This is a genomic window from Bacterioplanoides sp., assembly GCF_965226395.1.
Taxonomy (GTDB): domain Bacteria; phylum Pseudomonadota; class Gammaproteobacteria; order Pseudomonadales; family Oceanobacteraceae; genus Bacterioplanoides.
The window spans coordinates 2,513,424-2,530,199 of record NZ_OZ245358.1; the positions used below are offsets into that span (position 1 = coordinate 2,513,424).

The 16,776-nt window shown below is 46.3% G+C and carries 13 protein-coding genes and 1 riboswitch; of the genes, 11 read left to right on the plus strand and 2 right to left on the minus strand.

What is annotated here, in order from left to right:
- Window positions 1–149 precede the first annotated feature (149 nt).
- Window positions 150–1,736, plus strand: a complete 1,587-nt coding sequence (locus ACO05E_RS11655) for a sigma-54 interaction domain-containing protein (protein ID WP_419813107.1) — start codon at window positions 150–152, stop codon at window positions 1,734–1,736.
- Window positions 1,737–1,821: 85 nt separating this feature from the next.
- On the opposite strand, the gene ACO05E_RS11660 is transcribed toward ACO05E_RS11655, so the two are convergent.
- Both ACO05E_RS11660 and ACO05E_RS11665 read right to left on the minus strand, forming a co-directional pair.
- Complete coding sequence (locus tag ACO05E_RS11660; RefSeq protein WP_419813108.1) at window positions 1,822–2,241, minus strand: DUF1348 family protein; 420 nt, start codon at window positions 2,239–2,241, stop codon at window positions 1,822–1,824.
- 77 nt (window positions 2,242–2,318) lie between these two features.
- Window positions 2,319–2,657, minus strand: coding sequence for a hypothetical protein (locus ACO05E_RS11665; protein WP_419813109.1), 339 nt, complete (start codon window positions 2,655–2,657; stop codon window positions 2,319–2,321).
- 452 nt (window positions 2,658–3,109) lie between these two features.
- On the opposite strand from ACO05E_RS11665, the gene ACO05E_RS11670 reads away from it, so the two are divergent.
- From ACO05E_RS11670 to ACO05E_RS11715, 10 genes are all read left to right on the plus strand, one after another.
- Entirely contained in the window at window positions 3,110–3,736 is a 627-nt protein-coding gene (locus ACO05E_RS11670) for a glutathione S-transferase family protein (protein WP_419813110.1), read from the plus strand.
- 234 nt (window positions 3,737–3,970) lie between these two features.
- Window positions 3,971–6,052 carry a pyridoxamine 5'-phosphate oxidase family protein gene (locus ACO05E_RS11675; protein ID WP_419813111.1) on the plus strand — a complete coding sequence of 694 codons (2,082 nt, stop codon included), beginning with the start codon at window positions 3,971–3,973 and terminating at the stop codon, window positions 6,050–6,052.
- Between the two features lie 83 nt (window positions 6,053–6,135).
- Window positions 6,136–6,708, plus strand: coding sequence for a type II secretion system protein (locus ACO05E_RS11680; RefSeq protein WP_419813112.1), 573 nt, complete (start codon window positions 6,136–6,138; stop codon window positions 6,706–6,708).
- Between the two features lie 102 nt (window positions 6,709–6,810).
- A complete protein-coding gene (locus ACO05E_RS11685; protein ID WP_419813113.1) occupies window positions 6,811–7,848 on the plus strand; it encodes a helix-turn-helix domain-containing protein in 1,038 nt (345 codons plus the stop codon).
- Window positions 7,849–8,042: 194 nt separating this feature from the next.
- Window positions 8,043–8,204, plus strand: a riboswitch (guanidine-I (ykkC/yxkD leader).
- A gap of 142 nt (window positions 8,205–8,346) precedes the next feature.
- Complete coding sequence (locus ACO05E_RS11690; RefSeq protein WP_419813114.1) at window positions 8,347–9,081, plus strand: urea amidolyase associated protein UAAP1; 735 nt, start codon at window positions 8,347–8,349, stop codon at window positions 9,079–9,081.
- Window positions 9,082–9,096: 15 nt separating this feature from the next.
- Window positions 9,097–9,789, plus strand: a complete 693-nt coding sequence (locus ACO05E_RS11695; RefSeq protein WP_419813115.1) for an urea amidolyase associated protein UAAP2 — start codon at window positions 9,097–9,099, stop codon at window positions 9,787–9,789.
- Window positions 9,790–9,944: 155 nt separating this feature from the next.
- Window positions 9,945–13,589 carry an urea carboxylase gene (gene uca, locus ACO05E_RS11700; protein WP_419813116.1) on the plus strand — a complete coding sequence of 1,215 codons (3,645 nt, stop codon included), beginning with the start codon at window positions 9,945–9,947 and terminating at the stop codon, window positions 13,587–13,589.
- A gap of 6 nt (window positions 13,590–13,595) precedes the next feature.
- The gene (atzF, locus tag ACO05E_RS11705) at window positions 13,596–15,413 is read left to right on the plus strand and encodes an allophanate hydrolase (protein ID WP_419813117.1); all 1,818 of its coding nucleotides are present in this window, start codon (window positions 13,596–13,598) and stop codon (window positions 15,411–15,413) included.
- Window positions 15,414–15,575: 162 nt separating this feature from the next.
- Entirely contained in the window at window positions 15,576–16,007 is a 432-nt protein-coding gene (locus ACO05E_RS11710; protein ID WP_419813118.1) for a hypothetical protein, read from the plus strand.
- A gap of 41 nt (window positions 16,008–16,048) precedes the next feature.
- Complete coding sequence (locus ACO05E_RS11715; RefSeq protein ID WP_419813119.1) at window positions 16,049–16,705, plus strand: hypothetical protein; 657 nt, start codon at window positions 16,049–16,051, stop codon at window positions 16,703–16,705.
- Window positions 16,706–16,776: the final 71 nt, after the last annotated feature.

Below are 16,776 nucleotides of genomic sequence, written 5' to 3' on the forward strand. Positions count from 1 at the left end.
ATGTGAAACTCTTTAAAATCAATCGGTTAGATGATTTTAGGGATGAGGTGTACGAAATCTCGTTAGTCGAATAAATACTAAATACCGTACATTTACGATATTTGGTAACTTATAGTGTTAACAGGCCCTGGCAAAAGGAGTGCACACCGATGACAACCCACGAGCGTGAAACAATCAGCAAAGCCTGGGGAACAGAAACGATGAATTTCAGCGGGGATATGTCCCGGTTGCGGGACTTTAATGAACTGCTGCTGAATGCAGTGGGTGACGGTATTTATGGCTTCGACCGTAACGGTAATACGACCTTTTCCAATCCGGTGGCTGAACGTCTTACCGGTTGGAAAGAAGAAGATCTGCGCGGCCAGAATAGTCACGACCTGATGCATCACAGCCATCCGGATGGCAGTCATTATCATAAAAAAGATTGCCCGATTTATGCTGCCGCCCGAACCGGTAAAGTAACCAAAGTGAATGACGAAGTGTTCTGGCGCAAAGATGGCAGCAGTTTCCCGGTGGAATACATCAGTACCCCATTAATTGAACATAACGCGGATGGTGAAGAGGAAATTGTTGGCGCGGTGGTGGTATTTCGTGACATCAGTGAGCGGGTGATTGCTCAGCAGGAACTGAACCGTGCTCATCAACAGGTACTGAGCTTGCAGGAAAAATTACAGGAAGAAAATCGTTATCTGCAGCAGGAAATTAAAAGTGCCCATAATTTTGCTGAGATTATTGGCAACCATAAACGGTTAATTAAAACCCTGGTGGAAGTTGAACAGGTAGCACCAACGGACGCTACGGTTCTGATTAAAGGTGAAAGTGGTACCGGTAAAGAATTAATTGCTCATGCCATTCATGAGCGCAGCCCACGTAAACACCGTCCTATGATTAAGGTTAATTGCGCGGCAATCCCCGAAAACCTGGTAGAGAGTGAGCTTTTTGGCCATGAAAAAGGAGCCTTTACCGGAGCGGTAAAAACCCGGCAGGGGCGTTTCGAACTGGCTAATGGTGGCACCCTGTTTTTAGACGAAATAGCCGAGTTACCGCTGGAAACACAAACCAAATTGTTGCGGGTATTACAGGAAAAAGAATTTGAACGTGTAGGGGGTAGTGAAATTATTAAGGTGGATGTGCGTATTATCGCCGCCAGCCATCGTGACTTACAAACGCTGGTTGATGAAGGAAAATTCCGGATTGATTTATTTTACCGCCTGAATGTATTTCCGTTGTTTTTACCAGCACTGCGTGATCGTGCTGATGATATTCCGCTGTTGGTGGAAAAGTTTGTTGCGAAAGCCAGTAAACGATTTGCCCGTTCACTGGAAGGGGTCTGTGAATCCAGTATGGAACGCCTGGTTCGTTACCCCTGGCCCGGGAATATCCGCGAATTACAGAATGTGATTGATCGAGCCGTGATTTTGTCGAAGGGGAATTTACTGGAAGTCGCTCCCGGGTTGCTACCGGATACAGCAGAGGCGGGCACTCATTCAGAGACACACAGCAGTTCAGAGACAAACAGCAGCCCAACGAATGGTGCGCTGAATTCACAGGATACCCAATTGGATGAGCCGGACTTACGCCCATTGCAGGAGGTTGAGCGAGAGCATATCGAGCGTGTGGTGAGGGCTTGTAATGGACGAATTTCGGGTGATAACGGTGCGGCAATAAAATTAGCCATGCACCCGAACACGTTACGTTCGCGTATGGCGAAGCTGGGCATTAAAACCCGTTTGTAGCAGCCGTTTATAGCACCGTATAAAAGGCCACCTTATCAAGGCTTACCAGTGATAAGGCGGCCGTGACAATGCAGAGGTGGGCAAGCTAAGTTAATAGTCGGTCACTTGGGTCGATTCTGACATCATTGATTGACGCTTCACGGCGTTCCATCAGGCCGTCATCATCAAATTGCCAGAGTTCATTGCCATAAGAGTGATACCACTGCCCGTCATCATCGTGCCACTCGTATTGGAATTTAACGGCAATACGATGAGAGTCAAAACACCAGAGCTCTTTACGCAGTCGATAATCAATTTCTTTTTGCCACTTGGTAGTTAAAAACTCGATGATTTTATTTCGTCCGGAAAAAAACTGATCTCGATTACGCCATTGCGAATCTTTAGTGTAAGCCTGAGCAACCCGGGCCGGGTCTTTGGTATTCCAGGCATCTTCTGCCGCTTGCACCTTCATACGTGCCGTTTGCTCATTAAATGGTGGTAGTGGTGGCCTTTGTTCGTTCGTCATAAAACACTCCGGGAGTTAAACAAACGGGGCAGCAACCATTCATGCTGCCCCAGTGAGATACTAACGTCAGCCAGCTATCAGCGAACATCAACGTCGTACCAGGGAGTTGGGTTAATCGGACAACGGTAGCGGAAACCATTTTTACCGATAGTGACGGTTGTTGAGCGTGTTTCGCCCACTTCCAGAGGGAATAAATCCAGTTGCTTATGTGTTTTCTGATCCTGAATCTGAAAACCCACAACCTTGCCCGCTTTATTGGTAACAATAAAGGTGTATTCCCCAGCTGGAAGGTTGGCAAGCGTCTCCTCAGCTGCAAAGTAGCCGTTGTATTCATCCAGATGAATAACGCGGGGCGCAGCATGGCTGAAACCGGCAAACACCAGAGCAGCTAAAACCATTAAGAATTTAATTTTCATTTTACTTTCCTCGTTTGAGATATTAATTAATGGGAAATCAGGTTTTAGCGAAAGCTGTACCAACTCTTATTTTTTTAATTTCTTATGATGAGATTATAAAAATAGTTGGATTAATTCCGTTATTTCGTGACGGATGGAGCAGATGGCACTAAATTTCGTAGTAATACGGTATTTGGTGGTTTTGACCGGTATATTGGATCGTCAGCTTGTGTTTTGGTTTATTCGAAATATCGTTTTTTAACGGAGTTTCGTGTTTTTTGGCGGATTTTTTTGGTGGCTTTTGATCGGTTTTATTTGGCTTTGGTTTGTCTGTATATAGAAGGTTGTGATTTTTTACTGAAGATAATTAAAAAATTCCATGGTTTTGAGAATCTGGCACGGATGTCGCTAAAGATAAATTATTCGTAAAAGACGAATTTTTAACATTCATTCGTTATTCTGAGGATAAACTTATGTCGGCACTTACTTTATATCGTCACCCGTTATCCGGCCACTCTCATCGGGCTGAGTTAATGTTGTCTTTATTGGGGCTGGAGGCCAACATTATTGATGTTGACCTGAAAGCGGGTGAACACAAGCAACCTGAGTTTCTGAAGAAAAATGCCTTTGGCCAGGTTCCGGTATTACAGGATGGCGATATTGTGATCGCAGATTCGAATGCCATTCTGGTATATCTGGCCAGCCAGTATGATGCAGAAGGAGGTTGGCTACCAACCGATCTGGTAGAAGCTGCTGAAGTACAACAATTTTTATCCATTGCTGCAGGCCCGGTTGCAAATGGCCCGGCAGCAGCCCGACTGGTCAACGTATTTGGCGCTGCACTGGATCAGCAACGTGCAATTGACATCAGTAACGGTCTTTTTTCAATATTAGAAAAAAGGCTAACTGAAAAAGAATGGCTGGTTGGTGATCGTGCCACCATTGCTGATATCGCTAATTACACTTATATCGCCCATGCTCCGGAAGGTGATATTTCTCTGGTCGCTTACCCGGCGATTTCTGATTGGCTGGAGCGGGTTGAATCACTGCCAGGTTTTATTGCGATGACGTCCACTCCCGTTGGATTAATGGCGGGTTGAAAGTCTTCGGCAATCAGCCACTTTTATATAGCTGGTTGCTTTCTAATTTGATGGCTGTGTTGCGGCAATATTACAGCCATTAAATAGCCGTGAGGATTATGGTTATGCTTGCGGTTCGTTTCCCTCGATCGTCTTCTACTCCTTTGAAGACAACCTGTCCTTGGCCGGCTTGATAGCCGGCCCTTTTTATCTTTTATAGCTGATTTTTAAAACATAATGGTAACGGAGAGAATCATGTCTGCATTCGAGCCCCCCATCACTGCCAGTATTGATGACTCACCATTTCATCCGGGTGAACAGCGTATTCAACAAAACCTTGGCGTGCGCCAGCAAATGGAAAAATTTGGTCGTCAGGTTATTCGTGATTATATGCCACAACAACATCGGGATTTTTATCAGAACCTGCCGTATATCTTTGTCGGTTATGTTGATCAGCAAGGCTGGCCATGGGCCAGTATGTTGTGCGGCAATCCGGGGTTTATTCAGACTCCCGATGAACGCAAACTGACGATTAATACATTGCCCCTGACTGATGACATACTGGCGCAGGAATTAAAACCTGGTAGTCGGGTTGGACTGGTGGGTGTTGAGCTGCATACTCGTCGCCGTAATCGCTTGTCGGCTACGGTAGAGCAGCTGCAGCATCAAATGATCCGGCTGAATGTCGATCAGGCGTTCGGCAACTGTCCCCAGTATATCCAGGGGCGCCGTATTAAATGGCTGGATTCTCAACAGTTAACGCCGGATCGCGAATCCCTTAATAAATTGGATGATCAGGCCATTAATTTGATTGAAAAAACCGACACCTTTTTTGTTTCCAGCTATCTTGCCGGTGGTGAGGCACGCCAGGGTGTGGATATTTCTCATCGTGGTGGTAAACCCGGCTTTATTCGGGTTGATAATGCGGCTGAATTAACCATTCCTGATTACGCCGGTAATTACCACTTTAATACCTTTGGCAATTTTGCCCTGAATCCAAAAGCCGGGTTGTTAATTCCAGACTTTGAACAAGGTGACTTGTTGATGTTAACCGGAGAAGCAGAAGTCTTATGGGACAGTGATGAAGCCCGTTTTTTTGCCGGTGCTGAACGGGTATGGAAGTTTCGTCTGCATCGGGGTTATCGCTTGCGTCAGGTATTACCCTTCCGTTTTATCTTTGAGGACTATTCACCAAACACATTAATTACCGGCAGCTGGCCAGAGGCTCAGGCGAAACAACAAAGTGCGACATTGAAAGAACAGTGGCATCAGGCTCAGATTGAACGAATAGAACAAGAGAGTAAAAAGGTAAAATCTTTTTATTTACGTCCGTTACAACATAGTGTTGCACCATTTAAAGCCGGACAATACCTGACCGTTAAGCTGCTGGTTAATGGCAAGTTGAAGATTCGTAATTACACCGTCTCCAGTGCTCCTGAAGATGATTGGTATCGTATCAGTGTAAAGCGCGAAGGCTCTGCAGAAACAGCCGGTGAGGTATCCTCTGCTCTGCATCGGTTGGAAGAGGGCGATATCTTTGACATTCGCGCTCCGGCAGGTCAGTTCTATTTTGATGCGGCGGATCAGCGTCCGGCTCTTTTACTGGCCGCCGGGATTGGTATTACCCCGATGATTTCTATGCTGCGTCATGCACTAAACGAAGCACTACGCACCCGACGCATGCGCAATATAGTGTTAATTGTTAGCGCAAAAAATAAACAACAGCGCAGCTTTGTCCAAGAATTAGAACAGTTACAGCAGGCGGCTGGTCAGCAATTGGCTGTTTATTGGGTGCTGTCTGACACCACTGGGGCAATCGCTGGCAAAGATTATCAGCATGGTGGACGCATTAATCGTCAGTTATTACAGTCTGTTTTAGCGCTAGATAATTATCAGAGCTTTATTTGTGGCCCGTCGGCTTTTATGCAGGATATGTATGATTTATTACGTTCGTTAGGTGTGAACGATGATCATATTGAAGCCGAAGCTTTTGGCCCGGCATCGTTACAGCGTGACAATAAAAGTGATGCTGAGATTGGCCAGCCCGATAATGTTGCGGAACAGGCAATAGTCGAGTTCAGCCAGTCTCAGGTAATACAGAACTGGACGCCAGACACAGGCACGTTATTGGACTTTGCCGAAGCACACGGTTTGCAACCTGAATTCAGTTGTCGCAGTGGCCGTTGTGGTGCCTGTAAAACCACGCTGTTAAAAGGCGAGGTGGTGCATCAGGGAGCGGAAGCAGCCATCGCCGATGACGAGGTACTGTTGTGTTGTGCCAGGCCGAGATCAGCCCCGGAAACTGGCGAGCTGGCTGAAATTAAGCTGGCTTTATAATCCGGTCGCAAACATCACTCTCCGGTTTTTTTGCTAAGCTGAATGTATTGTTATTGAATCATTGGGTAAGGGCAAAGCGGCTTATGCGTAGCAGCCGGGGTTTTACATTAATTGAATTGATCTCAGTGATTGTGCTGGTTGGGATATTGTCTGCTACGGCGCTATCTTTGTTTGCCGATATTGATAGCGATGCGGATGATGCGGTTTTTGCCAGTTATGCCGGGGCCATGCGCAGCGCGGTAAAAGTGTATCACGCTAACTGGCGCGCAGCGGGTGAGCCTGATACGGCGTTTGCCGGTTATCAGAGTATTCCCTCGTTGAGTGGCTATCCGGCGGGGTTGGCGAATCTGAATACGGCGTTTGAAGGAGATTGCACCCTGATCTGGAGTGATCTGTTGCAGGTGTCGGATCCATCGCTGCCATTTATTGCTGGCAACAATGGCTGGCGCGGTGCAGCGGCTCAGTCTGATTGGGCAAGAAATGCTGGCCGTATTGCGCCTTTGGGAGAAAGCGCGGATATCTATTGCCACTTTGTTTATACCGGTGGTTTTTTTCGTGGTAATTATTCCGGTTTGGCCGGGGATCGAGTGCCGGTGATTCAATACAATATTCAGACCGGAGACGTGGCATTGCTGGATTGGCCTTATAGTCCATAGCCGCTGCCTTGTTTTAGTTCTTGTCTTCTTTTAGTCCTTGCTTTGTTTTAGCCACTGACTGATATAATCGTTTCTCCATTGGGCTATTGTTCTGTTTGTTCTATGAGCATGGAAGAAAGTGAAACCTTACCGCTGATTGTGTTTGATACCCAGGGGTTTGAATCTGAAGAAGCTTACTGGCAATGGCAGCAGAATATGGCGCCACTGTTTGATGCTCAGGTTGATGCTGAATCCCGGCATTGCTTTTCTGCCAGTGCCGAAGTTTATCTGGCGGAACACTGCGTGGTATCGACCAGCCAATATTCAGAACAAACTTTCGAACGTGACCGCTACTGGAGTGAACAATACGACCCCGAACATCTGGTGGTGCAATTGTATTTTCGTGGCGGTTTCAGCGGCCTCAGCGCCGGTAAAGGGATTACCGTGAAGCCCGGCGATATTGCTGTGCTGGATCTGCGTTATCACCTCAAAACCCGGGATCAGACGTCAGACATGATCTGTATTGTGATTCCACGTTCGGTGTATCAGAGTTACAACGGTAAGCAAGCGGATCTTACGTCCATGGTGATTCCGGCTAAACACCCGCTGGCACATCAGATCGCAGACCTGCTTAAACGACTCTGGTCTGAACTTCCTGTATTACACGCCGAGTTAGCCAATAATCTGTTAAATCAGAACCTGGAACGGCTACTGGATTATCTGACCATGGCTCAGCGTCAGATCCGGGGGACGCAAAAGAGTCATAAACAACAGAAAAAAGAACAGATTTTAGCCCTGATTGAAGCGAACCTGAGCAGTGATAACCTGAGTGTGACAACACTGGCGTCGGCGTCTCATGTGTCTCGTTCAACCATTTATCGTTTGTTTGAAGAAGACGGTGGACTGGCGGGTTATATTCAGAAGCGACGCCTGGAAAAATGTTACCGTCTGATTGAGCAGGGTTACAGCGGGAAGCTCACCGATATTGCTACCGATTGGGGCTTCACCGATCATAGTCATTTTTCGGCCCGGTTTAAGAAAATATTTTCCATGACACCATCCGAGTTACGTCGTCAGGCTACCCAGGTGCTGGGTCAGCAGGGGGTTATCGCGGGTGCGGATTCGTGCACCGAAGTTCAGGATTGGCTGCTATCTTTATAGTGCTTATCGTTACAGCAGCACTAATGATTCAAGCAGAGGTGTTGAGTGCACTACTCTGGGTCGCATTATTAATCCATGACTGAAAAGAGTGCTTTTTTTCGGGTTAAATGCCATAAAAGTCAGGCTTTAAGCTGGCATCAAATTTGATACAATCAAAGCGTCCGTACCCTTGTCATAGCGGACAACAATTGAACGAAATAGAACGCTAGGGTTCCGATCTCGCAGTTTAAGACAAGTATTCAAACGCGCAGATGACTGGTCCGAGAGCATTCGACCTCTCCTTTTCACACAAACTATTGTTATAGGTTTGTTGCTGAAAAACACAGGTTACACGGCGGGATAAAAGCCCGGGAGACTTGCTTGGCTTTGCCATGGGTACTCCTGAGTTAGTAACTCAATCCGGTAATCACAATTGCAGAGGTTGATATGATTCCATTAAAAACGGCTTTATTGCTTCCCTCCTTATTCCTGTCCCTCGTTCTGGTTGGGGAATAAGTCATGTCTGATCTGATTAAATCCATCGACTATACAACGGTTATTCCGGGTGGCAGCCATTGGTCACTGCGGGTACGTCGTGGCACGGTATTACGCCTGACGGATCTCGAAGGCAGCGCCAACGTTGGCATGTTGTTCTACAACCCTGAGAACCTGCTGGAGCGTTATAACGCTCCTGATTCGTTAAAGTGTCAGCACACCTTTAAATTAACCAAAGGCAATTGCCTGTACTCTGATATGGGGCGTATTTTTGCCTCGGTTATTGATGATGACCTGGGCTGGCATGAAACCGTGTGTGGTAACAGCCACGCCAGTCATATCGAACAGCAGTGGGGTAAGCGTGATTATCAAAGCGACCGTAACGACTGGTACCAGAATGGCAACGATGCATTTTTAGTCGAATTAGCCAAGTACGGTTTAACCAGCGCCGATATGGCAGCCAATATCAACTGGTTCAGTAAAGTTGCGGTGGATGAGCGGGGCAATATGAGCCTGGCGGCCGAGCATTCTCAGGCTGGTAATCAGATTACTCTGCGCTTTGAAATGGATACGCTGGTGGTGTTGCATACTTGTCCACATCCGTTGAATCAAGCTGAGCAGTATCCGCGTTTACCGGTTCAGGTTGAACTCGGTGTGGCACAGCCGGTTGCGGATGACGATTACTGCAAAAACTTCCGTCCGGAAAATCAGCGCGGTTTTGATAATAACCGTTTATATCATATTGCCTCTGGCTTCTAATTTGAGGGCTTTATTATGTTAGACAGTACGCTGAATAAAACTGAATTAAGTACAACAGAGCTAAATAAAAACGAGCTAGTCACCTCTGAATTAATTCCGGAAAATGCCATTCAACGCGATACCGTTGATGCCGGTGATTATTATATTGGGGTGGTAAAAGCCGGTCAGACATTCCGTATTCTGGATCTGGAAGGTAACCAGGCTGCCGATACCTTATTTTATAATGCCAACGATCCGCAGGAGCGTTACAGCGCGACCGATACCATTCGTGAACAGGGCAATGTGTATTTAACCACCGGCTCACAATTACGTTCTGATCGTAATAATGTGATGCTGGAAATTGTCGCTGACACCTGTGGCCGTCATGATACCTTAGGCGGAGCCTGTGCCACCGAAAGCAATACCGTGCGTTATGATCTGGAAAAGCGCTGTATGCACGCCTGCCGTGACAGCTGGATGTTAGCCATTGCTGAACACCCGGAATACGGCTTAAGTAAACGCGACATCAGCCACAATATTAATTTCTTTATGAATGTGCCGGTGACAGCCGCTGGTGGTTTAACCTTTGAAGATGGTATTTCCGGCGCAGGTAAATATGTCGAGTTAAAGGCGGAGATGGACGTGATTGTTTTAATCTCAAATTGTCCGCAGCTGAATAACCCTTGTAATGGCTACAATCCAACACCCATTGAATTATTAGTTTGGTAACGTGACCTGCGTTGCTGATACAAGGTTAAAAATAGTACTACGTTAAAAATAAATCCTTCGGTGGACGACCACCGTCGCAAGCCAGCAGAAAGAGATCCAGAAGAATATCAAAGGGTCCTGGCTAACACACCGGGACGACCCGGTTTGGAAGACTTATGTCAGTCATACCTTCTCCACCTGCGTTCAGCAAAGTATTGATTGCTAATCGTGGTGCCATTGCGGTGCGTATTATCCGCACCCTGAAAAAGCTGAATATTCAATCTGTTGCTGTTTATGCTCAATCTGATGCGGATAGTCTGCATGTCCGCGATGCCGATGAAGCCTATTGTTTAGGCGATGGCGCTGCCAAAGAAACCTATCTGGATATTGAGAAAATTCTGGATGTTGCTCAGCAAAGCGGCGCACAGGCGATTCATCCGGGGTATGGTTTTTTAAGTGAAAACCCGGAATTTGTGCAGCGTTGTGAACAGCAGGGCATTGCTTTTATTGGCCCAACCGCAGAGCAGATGCTGGCTTTTGGTTTGAAACATAAAGCCCGTGAATTAGCGATTGCGGCGAATGTTCCATTATCACCGGGCACAGATTTATTAGCCAGTTTGGATGATGCCTTACAGCAGGCTGATGAAATTGGTTATCCGGTGATGTTAAAAAGCACCGCTGGTGGTGGTGGTATTGGTATGCAATTGTGCCACAGTACTGAGGAGTTACAGGGGGCGTTTGACAGCGTAAAACGTCTGGGTGCCAATAACTTTGCCGACGACGGTGTCTTTTTAGAAAAATTTATTCAGCGTGCACGGCATATTGAAGTGCAAGTATTTGCCGATGGACAGGGTAATGCGTTAGCGATTGGTGAACGTGACTGCTCCAGCCAACGTCGTAATCAGAAAGTGGTGGAAGAGTGCCCGGCACCCAATTTAACCGATGATATTCGCCAGCAGCTTTACCAAACGGCTGAAACCCTATTAGCCAGTGTGAATTACCGTAATGCCGGTACGGTCGAATTTATTTTTGATGCCGACAGCAACGAATTTTATTTCCTTGAAGTAAATACCCGCTTACAGGTTGAGCATGGTGTTACCGAAGAAGTGTATGGCATTGATCTGGTGGAATGGATGGTGCAATTAGCCGCTGGTCAGTCGCCAAATCTTGACCAGCAGAGAACACAACTAACACCTTCCGGCCATGCTATTCAGGTGCGTTTATACGCTGAAGATCCCTATCGGGATTTTCAGCCCTGTGCCGGGTTGTTATCTCAGGTGCAATTCCCACAAGGTGAGGGGGTTCGTATTGATCACTGGGTTGAAAGTGGTATCGAAGTGCCGGCCTTTTTTGATCCGATGTTAGCTAAAGTGATTGTGCATGCCGATGACCGGCAAGCGGCGCTGAATAAATTACAAGCAACACTGGATGACGTGGTTTTATACGGCAGTGAAACCAACCTGGATTATTTACGCGCATTAAGCCGTGATGCTGTTTTAGCGGCTGGAGACGTCACCACCCGTTATTTAAATGACTTTGCTTTTTATCCACAACGTATGGATGTGCTGGTGGCGGGCACACAAACAACCATTCAGGATTATCCGGCGCGCTCGGGCTATTGGGATGTGGGTGTGCCACCCTCCGGGCCGTTTGATAATTATTCATTCCGTTTATTAAACCGCCTGCTGGATAATGATCAGGATTGTGCTGGATTAGAAATCACCATGCAGGGGCCAACGCTGAAATTCTCAGCGGATACCGTGATTGCACTGGGTGGTACTGAGATTTCTGCCGAGCTGACCCGGGCAGAGAATGGAGAAACCATTGCGCTGTCACTGTGGCAAACAATCACTATTAAAGCCGGTGATGTTTTAGCTTTGGGTCGTGTGAGTGAACAGGGTGCACGCAGCTACTTAGCGGTAAAAGGGGGTATTCAATGCCCGGAATATCTGGGGTCTCGTTCTACCTTTACCTTGGGTCAGTTTGGTGGTCATAACGGCCGGGCGTTACGGGTTGGTGATGTATTAAAACTCAGCTCTGTGAATATCCCGGCGACATCAGAAAAAGCAGCGCTTAAAAAATTATTACCCACCATCAGTAATGAATGGCAATTACATGTGATGCCGGGGCCACATGGCGCACCTGATTTCTTCACCGGCGAAGATATTAATACCTTTTATGAACACAGCTGGGAAGTGCATTACAACTCCAGCCGTACGGGTGTGCGTTTAATTGGCCCTAAACCAAAATGGGCACGAGCCGACGGTGGCGAAGCGGGATTACATCCATCCAATATTCACGATAATGCCTATGCCTTTGGCACTGTCGATTTTACCGGGGATATGCCGGTAATTCTCGGTCCAGACGGCCCATCGTTAGGCGGTTTTGTTTGCCCGGCAACCGTAATTACGGCCGATTTATGGAAATTAGGGCAGTTACGTGCGGGCGATAAAATCCGTTTTATTCCGGTAAGCCGTGATACCGCGAATCAGTTAGAAGCTCAGCAGATTCACCAATTAGCAACACTAACAGCCGATTCTGAACTGACCATTCAGGCCGATGATAATCGTTCACCGTTATTGAGCGAATTAAGCGCCGACAGTGTGGGTGAAAAAGTGGTGTATCGTCAGGCCGGTGATCACTTTTTACTGGTGGAATACGGCGAACAGCAACTTGATATTGCCTTACGTTTCCGTGCCCATGCATTAATGCAATGGTTACAGAAACATCCGAAACCGGGCCTCAGAGAATTAACGCCGGGTATTCGTTCGTTGCAGGTGCATTATGACAGTCAGGTGATCACTACCGATGAATTACTGGCGTATTTGCACCAAGCCGAACAACAATTAGCCACAGAGGTTCAGGAATTATCGGTACCTTCGCGTATTGTGCATATTCCATTGTCTTGGGATGACGAAGCGTGCCAACTTGCGATTGAAAAATACGATCAGTCGGTGCGTAAAAATGCGCCCTGGTGTCCGAGTAATTTAGAATTTATTCGTCGTATTAATGGGTTGGATAGTATCGATGACGTGAAAAAAATCGTCTTTGATGCGTCTTATTTAGTGATGGGATTAGGCGATGTGTACCTTGGTGCGCCGGTGGCAACGCCGGTTGATCCGCGCCATCGTTTGGTGACCACAAAATATAACCCGGCACGCACCTGGACGGCTGAAAACTCCGTTGGTATTGGCGGCTCGTATTTATGTGTTTATGGCATGGAAGGGCCAGGTGGTTATCAGTTTGTTGGCCGTACATTGCAAATGTGGAACCGTTATCGCCAGACTCGCGAATTTGCCAAGCCCTGGCTGTTACGTTTCTTCGATCAGATTCGTTTTTATCCGGTATCGGGCGACGAACTGTTGGATATTCGCCAGAATTTTCCACAAGGACGTTATCCAATTACCATCGAAGAAAGTAGCTTTAGCTTATCGGAGTACCAGCAGTTTATTACCGATAATCAGCAGGATATTAATCAGTTCCAACAAGCACGTCAGCAGGCATTTGATGCGGAACTGGCAAACTGGCATGCCACCGGGCAGTTTAATTACGAAGCCGAAGAAGCCGATATTCAGCAAACTGAAGCCGACTGGCCGGAAGATTCTATCGTGATCGACAGCCCGGTATCCGGCAGTGTCTGGCAGTCAGAAGTGGCCGTAGGAGACATGGTGAAAGCCGGACAATGCCTGATGATTCTGGAATCGATGAAAATGGAAATTCCGGTGGTCGCCCATTGTGATGGCGTTGTAACACACACCTTATTAACAGCTGGGCAACGCGTCAATGCGGGGCAAGCGTTAGTGGTCATTGAGCAGGAATAAAATACGATGAAACATACTTTAACCATTACCGCACTGCAGCAAGCATATCAGTCGGGTGAAACAACGCCTGAGCAGGTGATCGCTGCCATAAGCGAATTGAGCACGCAATATCAGGATCATAATATCTGGATCCATCAATTAAGCGCGGCTGAATTAACTCCTTATCTGGACGGTTTAAAAAATAAAGATCCACAAAGCCATCCGTTATGGGGTATTCCGTTTGCGATTAAAGATAATATTGATTTAGCAGGCGTTCCAACAACAGCGGCGTGTGAAGCTTTTGCATATACACCAGAAAAATCAGCAGCTGTGGTACAACAACTGATTGATGCCGGTGCTATTCCTGTGGGTAAAACCAATCTGGATCAGTTTGCTACTGGATTAAACGGCACCCGTTCACCGTATGGTGCCTGTAAAAATTCATTTAACCCGGAATATATCAGTGGTGGTTCCAGCTCCGGCTCATCGGTTGCGGTTGCGTTAGGGTTAGCCAGTTTCAGCTTAGGCACGGATACTGCCGGTTCCGGTCGGGTACCGGCGTGTTTTAATAATCTGGTGGGATTAAAACCATCCCGCGGTTTATTATCCGCCACGGGTATGGTGCCAGCGTGTCGCAGCCTCGACTGCATGACCATTTTTGCACTGAACAGTGATGACGCTAACTCAGTATTCACCATTGCCGAAGGCTTTGACGACAACGATGCCTATAGCCGGAAAAATACCTATTTAAATAATCCGCGTCATTACGGCAAGCGTGATTTAGCCAATAAAGCATCACCATTAACGGTGGGTGTTATTCCAGAGGCGCAGCTGAAATTTTTTGGTGACGAACATTACCAAAACGCTTATCAAAAAACACTGGCAGTTTTACAACAGCAGAATATTAAACTGGTTGAGATTGATTTTACGGCGTTTGATGAAGCTGCTCGGTTATTATACGAAGGCCCCTGGGTGTCTGAGCGTTACCTGGCGACTCTGCCACTCATTGCAGAACAGCCGGAAGCTGTTTTCCCAGTGGTGCGTGATATTATTGCGCCGGGTGGAGAACCCAAAGCAACCGATTTATTCAAAGCGCAATATCGGTTAAATGCGTTAAAAACAATTTGCGACCAACAATTGGCAGCTGTGGATTGTTTATTAACACCCACAGCTGGGCGCTGTTTTACCATTAACGAAATGCTGGCCGAGCCGATTCAACACAACAGCGAGTTAGGTTATTACACTAACTTTATGAACCTGTTGGATATGGCGTCGGTGGCGGTGCCGACTCAGATTACTGAACACGGTTTGCCGTTTGGCATTACGCTGGTTGGCCCGGCCTTCAGTGACCGTGCACTGCTGTCGATTGCCCGCAGCTTACAGCCATTGTTTGATTTGCCGCTGGGCGCAAGTGACAGTAAAGCTTCTGCACCAGAAGCGGCGCTAATCGGCAAAACAGACACCATTGATGTACTGGTGTGTGGTGCCCACCTTGATGGCCTGCCACTTAACTGGCAGCTAAAAGAGCGCGGTGCGGTATTAAAAACCGTTACCCAAACCGCACCTGTGTATCGTATGTATGCGCTGGCTGGAGGGCCACCGTTCCGCCCGGGACTGATTCTGGATGAAGAAAAGGGCGCGGCAATTGATGTTGAAATCTGGTCGGTGCCAACCGCCGAGTTCGGCAGCTTTGTTGCCGGTATCCCGGCCCCTCTGGGCATTGGTAAAGTGAGAGTGGCAGATGGCTCTGTGGTTAGCGGTTTTATCTGTGAGCCTTATGGCTTGGAAGGTGCGGAGGAGATTACTCAGCTGGGCGGGTGGAAAGCGTATCTGGCTGAGAAGTAGTTTATTGCCTGGCTCCCACGCTCTGCGTGGGAGCCAGGTTATCTACAGTCTCGGAAGGCCGCATTCGCGGCCTTTTTTGTGGCCGAATATCAGAGAATTGCGTAATTTTGTGAAGGTGTTAGGGTGGGTGTCTTGTTAACCTTCTAGCGCCGAGGCATTTTGATGATTAACTCTATATCTTTATATGTCGATGAATATTCTGGATCTAGTACCTTACTAAAGGATGGGGTTACTTTTAAAGACGTATATGTAATTAAGATTTTAATTGATGGTTATGAACTTGATCGAGAAGAAGAGTTTGAGGATTCACTGATTTACTTTGAAGAATTAAAGCGCAGCTCTTTATGTGATGGGAAGTATCTTATTTTTACATGTGCATGTGGAATTGCTGACGATGGAGGGTGGGAAGGTGTATCGGTTAAGTCGGAGGGCGATGTTGTTAAATGGTTTCTTGACGTTGGTGATGAATGTAAAAAATTTTCTTTTTTAAAGGAAGAATATTGTAGGGAGATTGATTCATTGAAAGTTTTTTTTGAATCTAATAAGGATTTAACGTTGGAGCCCTCTGTGGTTGTTTTTCCTGATAAACTTTAGATTTGTATTCTTTGTTGTTTACCGATTTATTGGGAGTGAAAATGAATAGTTATGATTCTCGACAAATAAAAAAGATGCAAGATAAATTGCGCTTATATGATATAGGGTCAGTCGGGTTAGGGGATTTGGTTGGCAATTTAATATTTTTGCGCAACTCACTTGAAGTGTGTTTGGATGATTGGGATAGGGAATTTACCGATCGGTTAACAGATTTAGAATCAGCTAACTCTTATATGATAGAAAAAGGGCATGCTATACCTGATGATGTAATACAGCCTATTGTAGAAAGTGGTATTTTCGAAATTAGAGAAATTATTAAATATTTAGCCCGGGTTGAATTAAGTAATAATGAAAGTATAAAACATATAATTAACGAAGAATTAGGGGTTTTATATTATGATGGTGAGTCAATGGGAGGTGGGACTATTTCTTTCTCTTGTGATAATTGCTCTGAATTAATAGAGAAAGAAACCCTTGGTTTTACTATTGAAGCAATGAAGTTGAATGCCTCTGTTAAGCAGAGAATCGAAGGCTATTTTGATATTGATGCTAATGTATATAAGTATTCAGAGTTGTGTATAGGGTTTATGCAATGTGACTATTGCAATTGTTCTCATATTGCTTGTATCTCTAATGGTGAAATACAAAACGGAAGATATCAATCAAAAATATTTGGAGTGGTTCGTGAGTTGTATTAGTTGTAGTACACTACAACAAGGACACCCACCCTAATTTCCAGGTACTTAAAAGACCTAGATTGAGTTCAATT